The sequence below is a fragment of the Marinobacter sp. DSM 26671 genome (genome assembly GCF_900112835.1).
Classification (GTDB): Bacteria; Pseudomonadota; Gammaproteobacteria; order Pseudomonadales; family Oleiphilaceae; genus Marinobacter; species Marinobacter flavimaris.
The window spans coordinates 1-15925 of sequence record NZ_FONF01000023.1 but is presented as its reverse complement, the minus strand read 5'-3'; the positions used below and the strand labels follow the sequence as shown (position 1 = coordinate 15925).

The following is a 15925-nucleotide window of genomic DNA, read 5'->3' as shown; positions in this document are numbered from 1 at the left end:
CGGACAAAATTGAAACCGAATCTATCAGGTAGGTGATTTTCGAATGCCAGCTGTTAAAGTGAAAGAGAATGAACCGTTTGACGTAGCACTGCGTCGCTTCAAGCGTTCCTGCGAGAAAGCGGGTGTACTTTCCGAAGTACGTCGTCGAGAGCACTACGAGAAGCCGACCGCTGTTCGTAAGCGCAAAGCAGCCGCTGCCGTTAAGCGTCATCTCAAGAAGCTTCAGCGGGAACAGCGCAAGTTCGAGCGTCTGTACTAAGTTTTATCTGACGCCGCTTGACTGCAAAGCACTGATTGCCTGTACAGCCGCAGGCTGCACAGAGCGACTCAAAAATGCCGCCGAGGCCTGGCTTCGGCGGCATTTTTGGCTATTGGCCAACTCCGATGAAGGCCTGATGTGGAGCCCCCATGAGCGGACTGATCCCTCAACAGTTTGTTGAAAACCTGCTGGATCGTATCGACCTGGCGGAACTGATCGGTTCACGCATCACGCTCAAGAAGGCCGGCGCTAACTACAAGGCCTGCTGCCCGTTCCACGACGAGAAAACACCCTCGTTCAACGTTCGGCCAGACAAGGGCTTTTACCATTGCTTCGGGTGCGGCGCCCATGGCGATGCCATCAGCTTTGTCAGGGAGTTTGAAGGCCTGGGTTTTACCGAGGCGGTAGAGGAACTGGCCAAGCGGGTTGGTCTCGAAGTGCCCTACGACCGGGCGGCAAAACAGGAAATCCAGCAGGCGCGAACGCTGACCGATGCACTGGACTTTGCCAGTCGCTTCTATCAATCAGCGCTCAAAGGTCAGCAAGGTGCCTACGCACGGGACTACCTGCAACAAAGGGGTCTGGATAACGCCATCATCGAGCAGTACCAGGTGGGCTATGCGCCCTCCACCGGCACGGCGCTGTTTGATGTTGCCAGCAAGGACCTGCAGGGTCCGCTGATTGAAACCGGCACGGTTTCCGACAAGTACGGCAAACCCAGGGACCTGTTCCGCAACCGGGTGATGTTCCCGATTCGCAATAGCCGGGGCAGAACCGTGGCATTCGGCGGCCGCACCCTGGGCGACGACAAGGCGAAATACATCAACTCCCCGGAGTCGGATGTGTTTCACAAGAGCCGCGAGATTTACGGGCTTTTCGAGGCCAAACAGGCCATCCGGCAGCTGGACAAGCTGCTGGTGGTTGAAGGCTACATGGATGTGATCGCCCTCGCCCAGAACGGCATTCACTATGCGGTTGCGACGCTGGGCACAGCAACGAACCAGGACAGTCTCACAGCATTATTGAAGCAGGTCAGACACATCGTGTTCTGCTTTGACGGCGACCAGGCGGGCTTCCGGGCCGCGGATAAGGCCATGGAAAACGCACTGGAACTTATGGCCGATGGCCTTCACCTCCAGTTCCTGATGCTGCCCCAGGGCGAGGACCCGGACACCCTCGTGCGCAAGGAGGGGCCGGAAGCGTTCCAGAAGCGCATTGAAGGGGCAACGCCTCTGTCCCGCTATCTGTTTGATCGGCAGAGTGAAGGGCTGGACCTGCAACTGCCAGAGCATCGGGGCGAATTGCGAGCCAGGGTCGAACCGCTGCTCAACAAGATGCCCAGAAGCACCCTCCGGGATGCCATGTGGCACGAAATGCTCCGCCTTTGTGGTGGCCGGAACCAGTGGCAGAGCCGCCAGCAGGGGCAGAAAGGGCGCTGGAACGGCGAGCGACGGGATCGGGTGTCCGAGGATCGAATTGATGTGAAACTCAGCAAGGACAGCATTCTGTGCCTTGCCCTACTGGAAGCACCGGACCTGGCTACCGAGGTCACCGAGCTGGCCCGCAGCTCCCGACAATTCAATCAGGCCCGGAATTTTGCCGAGTGGATTCTGGCAAACGACATCCGGGACAGGAAAACCCTGGTGCGTACGCTGGCACTGGACAGGGACGCTCGTGAGCGCTTCTACCACCTGTTTGACGGGATCGAGCATATTCCTGCGCGGGAAAGCACACTGGCCGCCGCCCGTGAGCTTCTGAGCCCGAACGAAGAGGCATCCCGCCAGCAGCGGCTTGCCACACTATTGAGAAATCTGTCGAACCTCACAAGCGAGGAACGACAGGAGCTGAGGGCCCTGAGCAGCGGCACCGGGGACTAGCAGCACTTGAAACTTGAGGCACTGATCACCATCTAACCTTTGAGCCTAGGCTCCTTGGTGGCAGAGCAACTAAGCGACAGCTATAATGGCTGTTTAACTTTTTTCCTTCTAAAAGCGAGTTTACAGGGTGTCTATGTCAGGCAATTCGCAAAAATCACGTTTGAAAGACCTCATTGCACGAGGCAAGGAACAAGGTTACCTGACTTACGCCGAGGTAAACGACCACCTCCCGGAAGACATCGCCGATCCGGATCAGGTCGAAGACATCATTCGCATGATTAACGACATGGGTATCCAGGTGTGCGAAGAAACACCGGACGCCGATACCCTGCTGATGACCGAGGGCGACTCCACCGCTGACGAAGCCGCCGCCGCTGAAGCCGCTGCCGCTCTGGCCGCTGTTGAGACCGACGCCGGCCGCACTACGGATCCTGTTCGCATGTACATGCGCGAAATGGGCACCGTCGAGCTGCTGACTCGCGAAGGCGAAATTGTCATCGCCAAGCGCATCGAGGAAGGCATTCGCGATGTGATGGCCGCCGTTGCCCACTTCCCGGGCACCGCTGGCACCGTTATCCAGGCCTACGACCGCATTCTCGAAAACGAAGGCCGTATCAGCGACATCGTAACCGGCTTCCTGGATCCGGACGATGCCGAGCCGTTCATGGGTGAGGACACCACACCCGAAAGCTCTGATGATTCCGACTCGGATTCAGACGATGACGACGATTCCTCGGAAGAAGAAACCGATAACGGCCCGGATCCGGAAGAGACACGTCTCCGGTTCGAACTGCTCAACGAAAAGCTGGAGGCCGCCAACAAGGCCCTGGCCAAGCACGGTCGGTCCGACAAGAAGACCCAGGAAGCCCTGAACGAGCTGGGACAGGTTTTCGCACCGTTCAAACTCGCCAATAAGGCCTTTGACGAGCTGGTGAACGTGGTTCGCTCCACCAACGACCTGGTTCGTGAGAACGAGCGCGCGATCATGCAGATCTGTGTTCGCGAGTGCAAAATGCCCCGCAAGGACTTCATCAAGTCGTTCCCGGGCAACGAGACCAACCTGGATTGGGCCGACAAAATTGCCAAGAGCAAGAAGCCTTACGCAGCGCCCTTGGCCGAGCGTATCGACGAAGTCGTTCGTCTGCAGAAGCGCATCCAGAACGTGCAGACCGAAGTAGACCTGGACGTTGCCGACATCAAGGAAATCAACCGTCGCGTCTCTATCGGTGAAGCCAAGGCCCGCCGTGCCAAGAAAGAGATGGTAGAGGCCAACCTGCGTCTGGTTATTTCCATCGCCAAGAAATACACCAATCGCGGCCTGCAGTTCCTGGATCTGATCCAGGAGGGCAATATCGGCCTGATGAAGGCCGTCGACAAGTTCGAGTACCGTCGGGGCTACAAGTTTTCGACCTATGCCACCTGGTGGATTCGTCAGGCCATCACCCGCTCTATCGCGGACCAGGCCCGCACCATCCGTATTCCGGTGCACATGATCGAGACCATCAACAAGCTCAACCGCATCTCCCGCCAGATGTTGCAGGAGATGGGTCGCGAACCCACGCCGGAAGAACTGGGCGAGCGCATGGAAATGCCTGAGGACAAGATCCGCAAGGTATTGAAGATCGCCAAAGAGCCGATCTCCATGGAGACTCCGATTGGTGACGACGAAGACAGCCATCTGGGCGACTTCATCGAAGATATCCAGGCCCTCTCCCCGGTGGATTCCGCCACCGCCGAAGGTCTGCGCGAAGCCACCCGCTCGGTACTGGCCGGCCTTACCGCCCGCGAGTCCAAGGTTCTGAGGATGCGCTTTGGTATCGAGATGAACACCGACCATACCCTGGAAGAAGTCGGCAAACAGTTCGACGTAACCCGGGAGCGGATCCGTCAGATCGAAGCCAAGGCCCTGCGCAAACTGCGTCACCCCTCGCGCTCCGATCACCTGCGCGGCTTTATCGACGATCAGGGCAATCAGGGATAATTTCCCAAACAGTAGCGGGCGCCACACCTCACCGGTATAATGGCGCCCGCTTTGTTTCCCCCCAGGAAACACCTTTCAAAACAGCGTTCGCTGAACGGGCCTATAGCTCAGTTGGTTAGAGCAGGGGACTCATAATCCCTTGGTCGCAGGTTCGAGTCCTGCTGGGCCCACCATTTAACTCTTAGTACCGATTCAAATGGTCGTGACACCATAAATTGGCCGGAACGGCCACATTATGGTGTCATAGGTTGGGTGTTGTGGCCGCCTCCTTCTCCCCTCTCCGATAACGTGTTTGCTGTACACAAAGGCCGAAATTCGCGGGCCACTAAGTTTCCCAACTATCTCCTTCCAAAAGTGCTTGAAATCCGTGCTTCCAAAAATACAGAAGCCACATTTGAAAATGTGTGAGGAGCAATTGCCCGCCAAAGAACTGTGCGATCTCAGAAAAAACTGTCTTTTTGATGTATCCGGGAATCCGAATCAAAGCTTCCGGAAGAACTAGAGATGGGCCTATCAAAATTGCTCTCCGCCTGTGAGTAAACGCAGAGAATCCGTCGACTGCTCAGAGAGCATCCAAATCCGCATGTGCGAATAGTGGGTCAAGGCACTGTTCGACTGGACCCTGAAGTTATTCGCCAGTCTGATCAATGCAAAGCATTCATCGAAAAGATGCGTCAGCGCGGTTACATTTAATGCATCAGGCATTCAATCCATGCTCCTGCATATTCCGGCCCATCATGAACACCCATTCCGGACGAACGTGAACACCTATTCTGGTTCAACGTGAACAGTCATTCTGGTCGAAGATGAACACTTTTCGGAAATTTCCGGAATCGGTGTTCACCATGCCGGAATCGGTGTTCACGTTCAACCAGAATCCTTCTTAACGCATTGTTTATTCAACCGCTTGCTACTCTGGTTCTTTTTTTGGGAATCAGGGTCATGGCAGCAAAGAGAATTCCAATGCGCAAAATAAGAGAAGTGCTGCGCCTGAGGCTGGAAGCCGGGCTTTCGATCCGGCAAATCAGCGCCAGCACCAAGACCAGTGTCGGGGCTATCCAGAAGCTCCTGACCCGAGCCCAGGCTTTAGAGATCACCTGGCCCTTACCCGAGGATCTGGACGATGGCCGCCTGGCGGCCATGCTCTATCCCGGTGCTGACCCCACCAGCTCCAGCCGCTATCAGGTACCGGACTGGTTGACCGTCCATCAGAGCCTCAAACACAAGGGCGTTACCAAGCAACTGCTATGGGAGGAATACACCGCCCAATACCCCAATCGCTGTTACAGCTATTCTCAATACTGTGACCGCTTCCGGCACTGGCAAAAGCAGCAAAGGCGCTCTATGCGCCAGATCCACAAGGCCGGTGAAAAGTGCTTCATTGACTACTGTGGCCCCACCGTTCCGATCATTAACCCGCAAACCGGCGAAATCCGCACGGCCCAGGTGTTTGTCGCCGTGCTGGGGGCTTCGAATTACACCTATGCGGAGGCCACCTGGAGCCAGGGCTTGCAGGACTGGTTGATGAGTCACGTGCGCACCTTTGAGTTTTTTGCGGGTGTTCCGGAGATGATTATCCCCGATAATCTGCGTAGCGGTGTCAACAAAGCCTGTCGGTACGATCCGGACCTGAATCCCAGCTACCAGCAACTGGCGGCGCACTACCAGGTCGCGGTGCTGCCTGCGCGGCCCTACAAGCCCAAGGATAAATCCAAGGCGGAGGTGGGTGTACAGGTTGTTGAACGCTGGATACTGGCGCGGTTGCGCCACCACACCTTCTTCACCCTGGCCGACCTGAATCAGTGCATCCGGTCCCTGCTGGACGACCTGAACAGCCGACCATTCCGAGCGCTGCCAGGCAACCGGAAGGAGGCCTTCAAGACGCTCGACCAGCCAGCCCTGAAGGCGCTACCCAAACACCCCTATGAGTACGTCGAGATCCGGCGTTGCCGGGTCAACATCGATTACCACATCGAGTTCAGCCAGCACCACTACTCGGTGCCGCACCAGTATGTGGGCGAGCAGGTGGACCTCCACGCCAGTGAGCGACTGGTACAGATCTACTTCCGGCAACGACAGATCGCCAGCCACCCACGCAGTCATCAGTACGGCATCACGACCGAGTCAGGGCACATGCCCACCCGCCATCAAAAACAACAACAGTGGTCCCCCGGCCGGCTTAAGAACTGGGCCCGGGACATCGGGCCGGACACCCTGATCTGGGTCAGTGACCGACTGGATGAGCGGGAGCATCCGGAGCAGGCCTACCGGGTCTGTCTTGGGCTACTCAATCTGAGCAAGGAATATCCCAGCGAGCGCCTTAACGCCGGTTGCCGCATTGCCAACCGCGAAGGCCTGGACCGGCTGAAACACATCAAGGCCATTCTCCGGAGCAACCGGGACAAGTTGCCCGAACAACTGCCCTTGCACACAGAACTGCCCCAGCACCACGAGAACATCCGTGGCCCGAAGAGCTTCCACTAGGATACCCGCATGAACACCTTGCAAACCCTGACACGATTGAGAGATCTGAAGCTCGGCGGCATGGCTGCCGCCCTGGAACATCAACAAAACCAGCCGGGAACTTATGACGAGCTGTCGTTCACCGAACGCCTGGAGCTGTTGCTCGACCGGGAGTTCCAGACCCGGGATCACCGCAAGCAGGATCGCCTGGTGCGTCAGGCCCGCTTCAAACTCCGGGCCTCGGTTCAGGACATCGACTACCAGCACCCACGCAATCTGAAGAAAACACAGGTAGCCCAACTGGCCCAGACAGACTGGCTCGAACGGGGTCAGAACCTGTTGATTACCGGCCCTTGCGGCAGCGGCAAAACCTATCTGGGTTGCGCCGTGGGGCATCAGGCCTGCCTCAACGGCCTCAGCACCCGGTATTACCGGATCTCCCGATTACTGCTGGAACTGACCCAGGCCAAGGCCGATGGCACCTACCAGAAAACCCTCAGCCAACTAGCCAAAGTAAAGCTGCTGATCCTGGACGACTGGGGGCTGGAAGCTCTGAAACCTGCACACCGGAACGACCTGATGGAGATCATGGATGACCGTCACGGCACTCACTCGACCATGATCATCAGCCAGCTACCCACCGATCAGTGGTACGCCGCCATCGGCGATAACACTCTGGCGGACGCCATTCTGGATCGGTTGATGCACAACGCTCACCGCTGGGCTCTGAAAGGGGAATCGATGAGAAAGCGACTTCAGGAAATTGACTGAACGTGAACACCCAGGGTACAAACTCCGGTGGGTGATGCGTTAAGAAAAAAGGTGTTCACGTTCAGCCAGAATGGGCGTTCACGTTCGCCGGAATATGCAGCTCCGCCAACAGCGAGCTCATGGTGTCAGATCCGAGCCATACGCTAGTTTATACCTGTAATTTTACTCTGGCGGCTTTGATTCAGGAATAAACAGAAGCGAACACTAACAAATGGCCGAATTGACCACAAAGCAGAACTTTTAAAGCATTTGAGCGAGACACTCATCCTCGGCTCGAGGCGCTACAAAGTAGAATTCCCAGTTTCGAATGGAGCTCAATTTTGGGCCAAGGCCAGCTCAACGACGGATTTCAGCCCTTTTGCATCATCAATAAACAGTTGCAGATGGGGGAAAGGAATCTCAATTCCCGCGGTATCCAGGGCCTCTTTCATCTTTTCAAGAATATCGGCCATGATTCTGGGCTGTACATCAAGATTATCTGGCGTAATCCATACCTGGACTTCCAGATTCACCGAAGAGTCCCCCAGGCTTCTGAGCAGAACGCGGGGTTGCATGCCAACGCCCTGAAGAACGTCAGGATGCGCCAGCAAGACAGGCATCAGCACCTCTCTTGCAGCCTTCGCAGATTCCTTATAAGCAATGCCCACCGGGATATTGAGACGGGTCACACCCTCTGCACTGTAATTGACGATATCAGAGGAGGCGACACTGTCGTTTGGAATCATCGTGAAAATATTGTCCCGGGTGCGCAGCCAGGTGGTCCGCAGAGCAATCTTGACCACTTTGCCGTCTTGCCCGTTGATGGTCACCCAATCACCAATGCGGAACGGCCTCTCAATGAGCAGAGTAATACCGGCAATGAAGTTGGACAGGGTTGATTGGGCAGCAAAGCCTACTGCAATACCGACAATACCCAGACCGGCGACGATGGACACCACATCGAAACCAAACTGGGCGAGCAAAGTCACTACAGCCAATGCTGTGATGATCACCGAAAACAGGTTTTCGACCAGCTGACGGATAGACGCGTCTATCTTGTAACGCGTCATGCCCTCTTTCATCAGGCGCCCTGCAATAAGCCAGGCCATATAGAAACCGAAAGCCATGAATCCTGCCCTCGCCATTGCTTTTAGCACCTCAGGGGTCGTTCCGAACTGTGCAAGAATGAAGAGCAGCGCACCTAATCCGGCCAGATAGCGCAGACAGCTGCGGACCTGGATGAATAAAGCCGTTTTCGCCCGCTGCTTACCTAACACCAGCCGGACGGTACTTATCAGGACCAGGTAGCCGCCAAAAAACGCCCCGAGGTAGATAATAGAGACCAACAGCTGGCCAAGAATCTGTGCCAGAAGTGTGCCCCATTCCAAGTCGCCGCCTGATACGGCCTGGAACGCATCGCCAATATTTCGCCGGAGCTGTTCAGCCAGCTCGGCACCGAATGATTCAGCCATCAGGTTCCCGCTCTTGAGATCGCTGTAAATGTCAGTGTTACTTTACTCTATGTAAGGCTTGAGTTTCTCGAGTGCCCGCTTGTAACGCATCTTGACGGCACTCAGGCCACTGCCGGTTAGATTGGCGATTTCCTGAAAGTCCATATCGGAAATCAGTCGCAGCGCCAGTATGCTCCGGTCCTCAAGGTCGAGTCGATCAAGAAGGTCATGGAACGTCACGTCCCCGGACAACCCGACTTTCCCTGAGTCGCGGGTTGCAGGTTCGCGCACCCCATCAAGAGAGTCATGTACTTTGCGCTGTCGGATTAACATTATGCTTTCATTGTAGGCTATCCGGTACACCCAGGTTTTAAAACTGGAGTCACCCCGAAACTTCGGTAAATGGTGAAAAACCCGCAACACCACTTCCTGGTACGCATCCTCTGCGTCTGAGTTATTTCCGCACAGATTACGGCACAGGCTGACCAGCGGCTTTTCATGGCGACACATAAGCTCTTCCCAGGCCGTCGTTGCGTAGGGAAGCTGCTGACGAGCCAAAGCCACCAGTTGAGCATCTGACAGCTTTTTCAGGCTGTTGAGAGCGCTCATTCGTTCGCATCGGGCTCGTCATTTCGAATGGTGAACACCGTTTGAAGCAGAACGGCATTGGGAATGCGGCGCAGGTCAGACCCAACCTGAATCAGGGTGTTAACGTTTCCAACCGCCAGAACGGTACCTGTTTCACCGTTTACAACCAGTGTCTCCCCCGGCGTTAACTGTTCACGGATGTACACGCCGCTGATGAGCTGTTCAGAAATATTCCGTGCGCCCAGCCCGAATGATATAGCAACGGCCAGACCAACGCTTGCAAGCACGATGGCAAACAGAAGATCGAAAAGATCGGTAGCGATCTGAAGCTGGTTGATGGCGATAGAAGCCGTGATAAGTAGCGTAACTCCGTAAACTACCTGAGAGACGGTTCGCGCATAATCAACGCCAAGATGCTCGAGTGTACGCTCTACACTGCGCTTGAAATGATGGGCGAGGAACATCCCAACCACCACAACGATGACAGCGCCGAATAACTTGGGGAGATAGACTACGAATTCGTCCATGACCGAGGAAACCCGCTCCAGGCCCAACGTTTCGGCGGCAGACAGCAGTATCAGGAAAGCCAGGAAAACACGTACCAGAACTGCAAGTGCCTCGCTTGGAGGCACTTGAACACCCGCAGTTTCCAACCAGTTGCTCAGCCCGATTTTTTCAAACAGGGAGTCGGTGCCCAGTTTACGTAACGTCAAAGCAACCGCCTTACCAACCAGACGAACGACCCAGAGTCCTATGAGAACAATGGCCAGCACCGCCAATAAATTGGGCGCAAAGGCCGCAATTTTGCCCCAGAAATTTTCCAGCGCTGTCGTCAACGCCCGGGCCCATGCATCCAGATTCATGATTCACCTCCAGTCGATCGTGTTGCGCTATTCGGGTTGGATGGCCCTCCGGGAGAGCGGGTCAGAAGACGGGCCCCGAAACCAGCGAAGATCACCCAGACAAATGCCATCAGGAATCCCAGGCCGTCCCTGGTTGCCGTTTGCTGAAGAGCGGCTCCACGCGCTCTTCGTAAACGATGCTGACTTTCAACGGACCGGATCTCGGACCGCGCCAGTGCTTCAAGTTTCCGCTCCAACTGATTTTCTGGTTTCATGCCGTAGGCCTTCTCATAGAGAAGGGGGCGCGGTGCGCCCCCTTCGGTGTTCATTCATTAATAATCAGGATTTCAACGCGGCGGTTCGCTGTGCGCCCCTCTTGCGTCTCGTTGGAAGCAAGCGGGCGGGTTTCACCGTAACCTCTGCTTGTCACCCGTTGCTTGGACAGGTCGCCAACATCCACCAGGAAGCGAGCCACTTTTTCAGCACGTTCAGAAGACAACCGCTGGTTCAGCGCATCCGAGCCGCGGCTGTCCGTGTGGCCGGACACTTCAATCCGGGAATCGGGGAACTGATTGATGGCCCTGGTAATCTTGTTCAGTAACGGGAAGTTATCGGACTGGATTTCGCTCTGTCCAGAAGGGAAATCGAAACCATAAGCCCTGATAAGAACATTGCTGCCCTGCCGATAGACTTCGGCTTCATCAGAACTGAACAGTTTCTGAACTGCCCTGAAACGGGCCTCATTGCGGGCCTGCTGTTCGCGGGCTGAATCAGACGAAACACGAAGGCTCTCGAGCTCTTTTTCCATGGCAACGAGTTGAGCTGCATACTTTACCTGCGTGTCAGTCAACTGGGCCAGTTCGATGGCTACAGACCGGACCACTTCACGGTTTGGCTGGCCAAAATCCGGATCGGTAACAACCGGGTTCACCGCTTCGGCGAGCTGCTGTTGATACCATAGGACAATCTGCTCATCCGTCATGTCACTTTGCTTGAAATCCTTAATGATCTCAGCAATCTGAATGGCCTGGTTCGCCAGTTGCATCGCTTGCTGCGCATGCGCTTCAGCCTTGTTACGGGCATTGGCGTCGGCTTCCAGAACCTGATTGGCCAATTGCAATTCAGCTTGTGCGCTGGCCAGGGTACGCGGTGCGTAATCATCAACATCAGCCCTCAGCGCCTGAGCGATTCGCTGCTGCGCATCCTTTGAGGTTACCTGTTTGAGCGCCTTTACCTCGAGGCGGGCGTAACTTGCAGTCATGTCCTGGCGCACTTCACGCGCATCAGACACCCGGCCTTCCGCGATCCAGTTACCACTCTCGGACAGCTGCTCATCGACCTCGGCAAACTCCTGGCTGTATTTGGTGTGGGCGCCTGCACGCATTGCACGATCGCGCGCGGCCAACACACTGGTCAGCTCACGTTTAACAGAACGACTGTTCAGGTTGGCCCGCTCAAGCAGGGCTTCTGCCTGACGCGCCAGCTCATCTGCTTTGTCACTGCCGCCAGCCGCCCACTTCCGCGCTTCCTGCCAGTTAGCCTCGGCCCGCTCATATAAGGCCTGGGAAAGCACATCTACCTCGTTGGCATCGGCGGTGTTCAGAGCCGTTTCAAGAGTCGTGAGCTTGGGATAACGCTCATCGATTTCAGCCTGACTCAGCTTTGCTGTTGAGGCACAGCCGGCAGTTACTAACATTGCCGCTGTTATTGTCCATTTATAGAAGGATTTCATTCCTGTTCTCCGCATTGTTACCTGAAGCCTGGCATTTGATTACGCTTCCCACCTTCGATGCGGTGAGTAACGAAAAAGTCACATTTTCTTCATCAGACCAGAAACCATGTTCCCATACCCAGGAAGGCGACAAAGCCTACAATATCGGTCACCGTGGTGAGAATCACCGAGCCGGACAAAGCAGGATCTATCTTCAGGCGGTCAAGAATAATGGGAATGATGACGCCTGAAAAAGCTGCCGCCAGTATGTTGATCACAATCGCCAGAGCGATAACCATGGCAATCATCAGGTCACCAAACCAAAGACTGGTCACGAGGCCGATAACCACTGCCCAGATCAAGCCATTCAGGGCGCCCACGTTTACTTCCTTTTTCAGAAGAGCCCTGAAGTTCGCATCCGTGATCTGACCCAACGCCAAGCCCCGGATCATCAATGTCAGCGTCTGACTGCCTGCAATGCCGCCCATGCTCGCCACAATAGGCATGAGGACCGCAAGGGCGACAACCTGTTGCAGCGTCGCCTCAAACAGGCCAATGAACCAGGAAGCGGCAAAAGCCGTCAGCAGGTTGATACCCAGCCAGACAGCCCGGCCCCGGGCGCTTTTTCTGACTGGAGCGAACAGATCCTCGTCTTCATCCATACCGGCAGACGACATGATCTGGCCTTCGTAAAATTCGTTCACCAGCTCACAGGCCGTTGCCATATCGATCCGCCCGACCACTTCCCGCTGCTCGTTAACCACCGGGAGTGCCGACAAGCCGGATTTCTGCAACTTCATCGAAGCATCTACGGCGTCTTCTGTGGCCAGAATGCCATTTACGTTTTCCTCGGCGAGCTCCAGGAGAGGTAAATGGTCAGGTTGAGTCCAAAGTCTGGCAATTTTCACCACACCGCTAAACTGGCCTGCCCGATTGCCCAGAAAAATCGCATCACAGTATTCGGGCTGGTTTCGCCTGAGCACCCGAAGCGCATCGCGTACCCTCGCATTCTGTGGCAAAAGGATAAGATCATGATTGACCCAGTGGCCTACTTCATCTTCGGCATATTGATGTGCTCCGTGGAACCATTCACGTTGCTGGGAATCCATTCGCGCGAGAGCCAGCTCCACCAACCGTGGAGGCAGCGATTCTGCGAGCTCGAGAAGTTCTTCGGCATCCAGATCAGTTAGCAGCTGATCAGTTTCCTCCTCGCTCAGGTCATCAAGAATCCGTTCACGGGGATCTGCTCGCATGTATACGAGCGTATCTAGCTGCTTGTCTGTTTTTAGTTTGCGCCAGACATCGACCCGCAGGTCTACCGGCAGCGATTCAAGCAACAAAGCGAGTTCTTCAGAGCTCTGATCTGCGGTAAGGCTTTGGATGTCTTTAGCCGGGGCCTGAGAGGACTCGGCCTCCAGCAGTTCCTGGATCCGGTCCGGAAGTTCGTCCGTCATGCTAAACCTCGCTTCTGGGGAGAGAGGGGGTTTGACGCTAATCGTTATGGATTAGTCACAACTTTTATGGGAGGGGGTATGAGTATATGCCACAGCCAGGGCGGTTATCGCCTGACCGAATGACCGAAAATCAAAGAGAATGGCTGGAGCCCCGCGCGGGGCGGGGCTGGCCTGTTACTCGCCGGTGTCCGGCAGATAAGCCCCGTCTTCGTCATGAACTTCACGTCCTGTGACGGGCGGGTTGAAGGCACAGATCAGGCGCATGTCTTCTGTACCACCGTAAAGCGTATGCTGGTCATGTTTATCAAGCGCATACAGCGTCCCGTCAGTGATCTCGTGGGTTTCACCTGTGGCTTTATCCAGGATCTTGCCGTTGCCAGCAACGCAGTATACCGCTTCAAGGTGGTGCTTGTACCAGAGGTTGAGTTCGGCACCGGCCGGAATGATGGTTTCATGGAAAGAAAATCCCATGCCATCTTTTTTCAGCAGCATCCTGCGGCTTGTCCAACCTGGCCCACTCACCTCACGCTCTGAGCCAATGATGTCCTGAATTCGAACAATTTTCATGAAGTTACTCCAATGTTGAGAGACTGGTTATGTCGTTGTCGAGCACAATCCAGTTGGATGGCCGGGCAATCACCCGGCCATCCGTATCCGATGAACTGACTTTGCGTTTTTAAACGTAGAAATCCAGGTCTTCCTGGGACTTCAGCAAATCGCGCATCTTGATGGGATCATCACCGAAGAAGAACACCAGACCCCAGTGCGTGCCGAACGCGTCTCGTTCCGGAACGGTCTCCTCAGCCGGTGGCACCAACTCGTGGAAGTCAAAGTATGGATGTTCAACGCACTCCTTCGGCATTTCCAGCTTGCTGACTACGCGGCGTTTCGGATAAACGCCAAAGCAGCCGGCGTAACCCTTGGCATCGACCACTTCACGTGGGAAGAAGGCATCCACCTCTTCTTGGGTGCTCTTGGGGTCAAACACCAGCATGGACGCCTGGTAAGCACTGAAGCCATAAGCCCGCTCGATCAGCTCGAAGGCTTTGAACCCAGGCGGACGGTAGGCAATTTCGCCAAAATACATGGTGCCGTCGCTGGTCACAAAGTATTCAGGGTGAATCTGACCAAACTGGATATCGAAGGTTTTGATCAGCAACTCGATTTGCTTGGTAATCGCATCCCGCCAGCTTTCCAGTTCTCTGGTAGCAGGCACAAATACCGAGTAACCGAGAGTGACGTACTCTGAGATATTCAGGAACTTGATTTTGCCATCGTGAATCCAGGCCTCAACCGCAAACTCCCAGCCACTCAGGTGACTCTCCATCAACAGCGGATACTCTTCATCCGGGATGTTGTCAATTTCGTCCACAGTCCGGATCATCCGATGACCAAGGCAGCCTGCTTTGTCGAACGCCTTGACATGGATCGGATCATCCGGATCGCCGTCAAGCTTAAGCAGTGTCTGGTTAACACGCTTCATGTGGCCTGGAACGATTGGGTTGAAGTTGAACGCTTAGCTGCGGATGACAACCGTTTGCAGGCCTGCTGCGAAGCCTATCGCGATTTTCTGGGAAGCCCGCTCAAGGGAATATTCAGTAAATGGGCCACGGTCGTGGATACCAAATGGCTCGACCAGTAACCGCCCTCGTGATGTCGACTTGCCGTGCCATCATTTTGTTCTAAGGAGGTACGCATCTGACGTTTAGCGAATTCGGCCACCGTCGCAGCTTAAAATTTTCCCCAATCTGAATGTTCGCTTTGCGACCTTAGCTTCAGTCGACAGGAGCTAAGGGACGCTTGGCAGTGCCAAAACGAATACCGATGAAAATGACGCCCGTTGGATTTGACTAGCACTTTTCTTCGTATTCAGCGCTCACTGTTTACTGCTATCGATGCACAGGTAAGCACTTTGTATCGCGTGCCTAAGGAGGTGTTTCGGCAACCCCGTTTCTTCTCTTAGAACTTTGTAAGCACGTTTTCTAGATTGTGGCTCATCACTGTATTTCTCTGACAGAAAGAAATCCAAAGCCAACTTTTGCGCCCGATATCTTTTTCGCAGTTGCTGCTGCGAGTGGAAATCCTGGTATTTTGCTTTGATCTCAGAAGCGAGCGCTGGATGCTGATAGTCCATGTAACCAACCGATACGCCCACCTTCGTAGCCAGGGCCTTCAAAGACATTGGTTCAGAACTATTCTTCATCGCCGCTTTGATTCGCCGAAGGATTGCTCGATGATTGTGATGGTGACGATGGGTTCTACCCCGTTTCCACGGACGGTTTTAAAACGGCGAACAGTTTTCTGTCCTGAGCAGCAACTCTACGTCGCATCCTAGGATTATGGAACCGCTCAATGTAATCGAAGACATCAGCTCGTGCTTCATTTTGGGTTCGGTAGCGCCGGTGGTGAATTCGCTCACGCTTGAGCATGCCGAAGAACCCCTCGCAGGCCGCATTATCACCACAATGACCGACCGCGCTCATGCTGCTCACCAGTCGGTTGCTGCCGAGATAGCGCTGGTAATCACCGCTGGTGAATTGACTGCCTCG

14 protein-coding genes, 1 tRNA gene and 1 pseudogene are annotated in these 15925 nt (G+C 55.1%); 7 read left to right on the top strand and 9 right to left on the bottom strand.

Annotated elements, in window-relative coordinates; all coding sequences use genetic code 11:
* Nucleotides 1-43: 43 nt before the first annotated feature.
* From rpsU to BM035_RS18905, 4 genes are all read left to right on the top strand, one after another.
* Entirely contained in the window at nucleotides 44-259 is a 216-nt protein-coding gene (gene rpsU / locus BM035_RS18920; protein WP_007153483.1) for a 30S ribosomal protein S21, read from the top strand.
* Nucleotides 260-408: 149 nt separating this feature from the next.
* Nucleotides 409-2136 (top strand): DNA primase, encoded by a 1728-nt coding sequence (gene dnaG, locus BM035_RS18915; RefSeq protein WP_092033751.1) that lies wholly within the window; start codon nucleotides 409-411, stop codon nucleotides 2134-2136.
* A gap of 133 nt (nucleotides 2137-2269) precedes the next feature.
* The gene (gene rpoD / locus BM035_RS18910; RefSeq protein ID WP_008169681.1) at nucleotides 2270-4117 is read left to right on the top strand and encodes an RNA polymerase sigma factor RpoD; all 1848 of its coding nucleotides are present in this window, start codon (nucleotides 2270-2272) and stop codon (nucleotides 4115-4117) included.
* Nucleotides 4118-4213: 96 nt separating this feature from the next.
* Nucleotides 4214-4290, top strand: a tRNA-Ile gene (locus tag BM035_RS18905).
* A gap of 340 nt (nucleotides 4291-4630) precedes the next feature.
* Here the strand turns inward: BM035_RS18905 and BM035_RS22810 are convergent.
* Nucleotides 4631-4822, bottom strand: a complete 192-nt coding sequence (locus BM035_RS22810; RefSeq protein ID WP_008169684.1) for a hypothetical protein — start codon at nucleotides 4820-4822, stop codon at nucleotides 4631-4633.
* Between the two features lie 237 nt (nucleotides 4823-5059).
* Between BM035_RS22810 and istA the strand changes: the two genes are divergently transcribed.
* Nucleotides 5060-6601: an IS21 family transposase gene (gene istA / locus BM035_RS18895; protein ID WP_092033748.1), complete on the top strand. Its 1542-nt coding sequence runs from the start codon at nucleotides 5060-5062 to the stop codon at nucleotides 6599-6601.
* A gap of 9 nt (nucleotides 6602-6610) precedes the next feature.
* Nucleotides 6611-7351 (top strand): IS21-like element helper ATPase IstB, encoded by a 741-nt coding sequence (gene istB, locus BM035_RS18890; protein WP_053113077.1) that lies wholly within the window; start codon nucleotides 6611-6613, stop codon nucleotides 7349-7351.
* A gap of 314 nt (nucleotides 7352-7665) precedes the next feature.
* Here the strand turns inward: istB and BM035_RS18885 are convergent, their stop codons facing one another.
* The 7 genes and pseudogenes from BM035_RS18885 to BM035_RS18850 all read right to left on the bottom strand — a co-directional run.
* Complete coding sequence (locus BM035_RS18885) at nucleotides 7666-8802, bottom strand: mechanosensitive ion channel family protein (RefSeq protein WP_092033745.1); 1137 nt, start codon at nucleotides 8800-8802, stop codon at nucleotides 7666-7668.
* Between the two features lie 42 nt (nucleotides 8803-8844).
* A complete protein-coding gene (locus BM035_RS18880) occupies nucleotides 8845-9390 on the bottom strand; it encodes a sigma-70 family RNA polymerase sigma factor (protein WP_092033743.1) in 546 nt (181 codons plus the stop codon).
* The gene (locus BM035_RS18875; protein ID WP_092033740.1) at nucleotides 9387-10232 is read right to left on the bottom strand and encodes a mechanosensitive ion channel family protein; all 846 of its coding nucleotides are present in this window, start codon (nucleotides 10230-10232) and stop codon (nucleotides 9387-9389) included. Before BM035_RS18875 ends, BM035_RS18880 begins: the two co-directional genes overlap by 4 nt.
* 304 nt (nucleotides 10233-10536) lie before the next feature.
* The gene (locus BM035_RS18865) at nucleotides 10537-11907 is read right to left on the bottom strand and encodes an OmpA family protein (RefSeq protein ID WP_169054518.1); all 1371 of its coding nucleotides are present in this window, start codon (nucleotides 11905-11907) and stop codon (nucleotides 10537-10539) included.
* A 128-nt stretch (nucleotides 11908-12035) separates the two neighbouring features.
* Nucleotides 12036-13376, bottom strand: coding sequence for a magnesium transporter (locus BM035_RS18860; RefSeq protein WP_092033732.1), 1341 nt, complete (start codon nucleotides 13374-13376; stop codon nucleotides 12036-12038).
* Between the two features lie 174 nt (nucleotides 13377-13550).
* Nucleotides 13551-13943 carry an ectoine synthase gene (locus tag BM035_RS18855; protein ID WP_092033729.1) on the bottom strand — a complete coding sequence of 131 codons (393 nt, stop codon included), beginning with the start codon at nucleotides 13941-13943 and terminating at the stop codon, nucleotides 13551-13553.
* A gap of 109 nt (nucleotides 13944-14052) precedes the next feature.
* Nucleotides 14053-14859: pseudogene (locus BM035_RS18850) on the bottom strand (carboxylate--amine ligase); the annotation flags it as partial.
* Between BM035_RS18850 and BM035_RS22455 the strand changes: the two are divergent.
* A complete protein-coding gene (locus BM035_RS22455) occupies nucleotides 14764-15018 on the top strand; it encodes a hypothetical protein (protein WP_169054516.1) in 255 nt (84 codons plus the stop codon). The pseudogene BM035_RS18850 and the gene BM035_RS22455 sit on opposite strands and share 96 nt — an antisense overlap.
* Nucleotides 15019-15634: 616 nt before the next feature.
* On the opposite strand, the gene BM035_RS18840 is transcribed toward BM035_RS22455, so the two are convergent.
* Nucleotides 15635-15925 (bottom strand): IS3 family transposase (locus BM035_RS18840; RefSeq protein WP_139216069.1); only part of this gene is annotated, 291 nt, incomplete at its 5' end.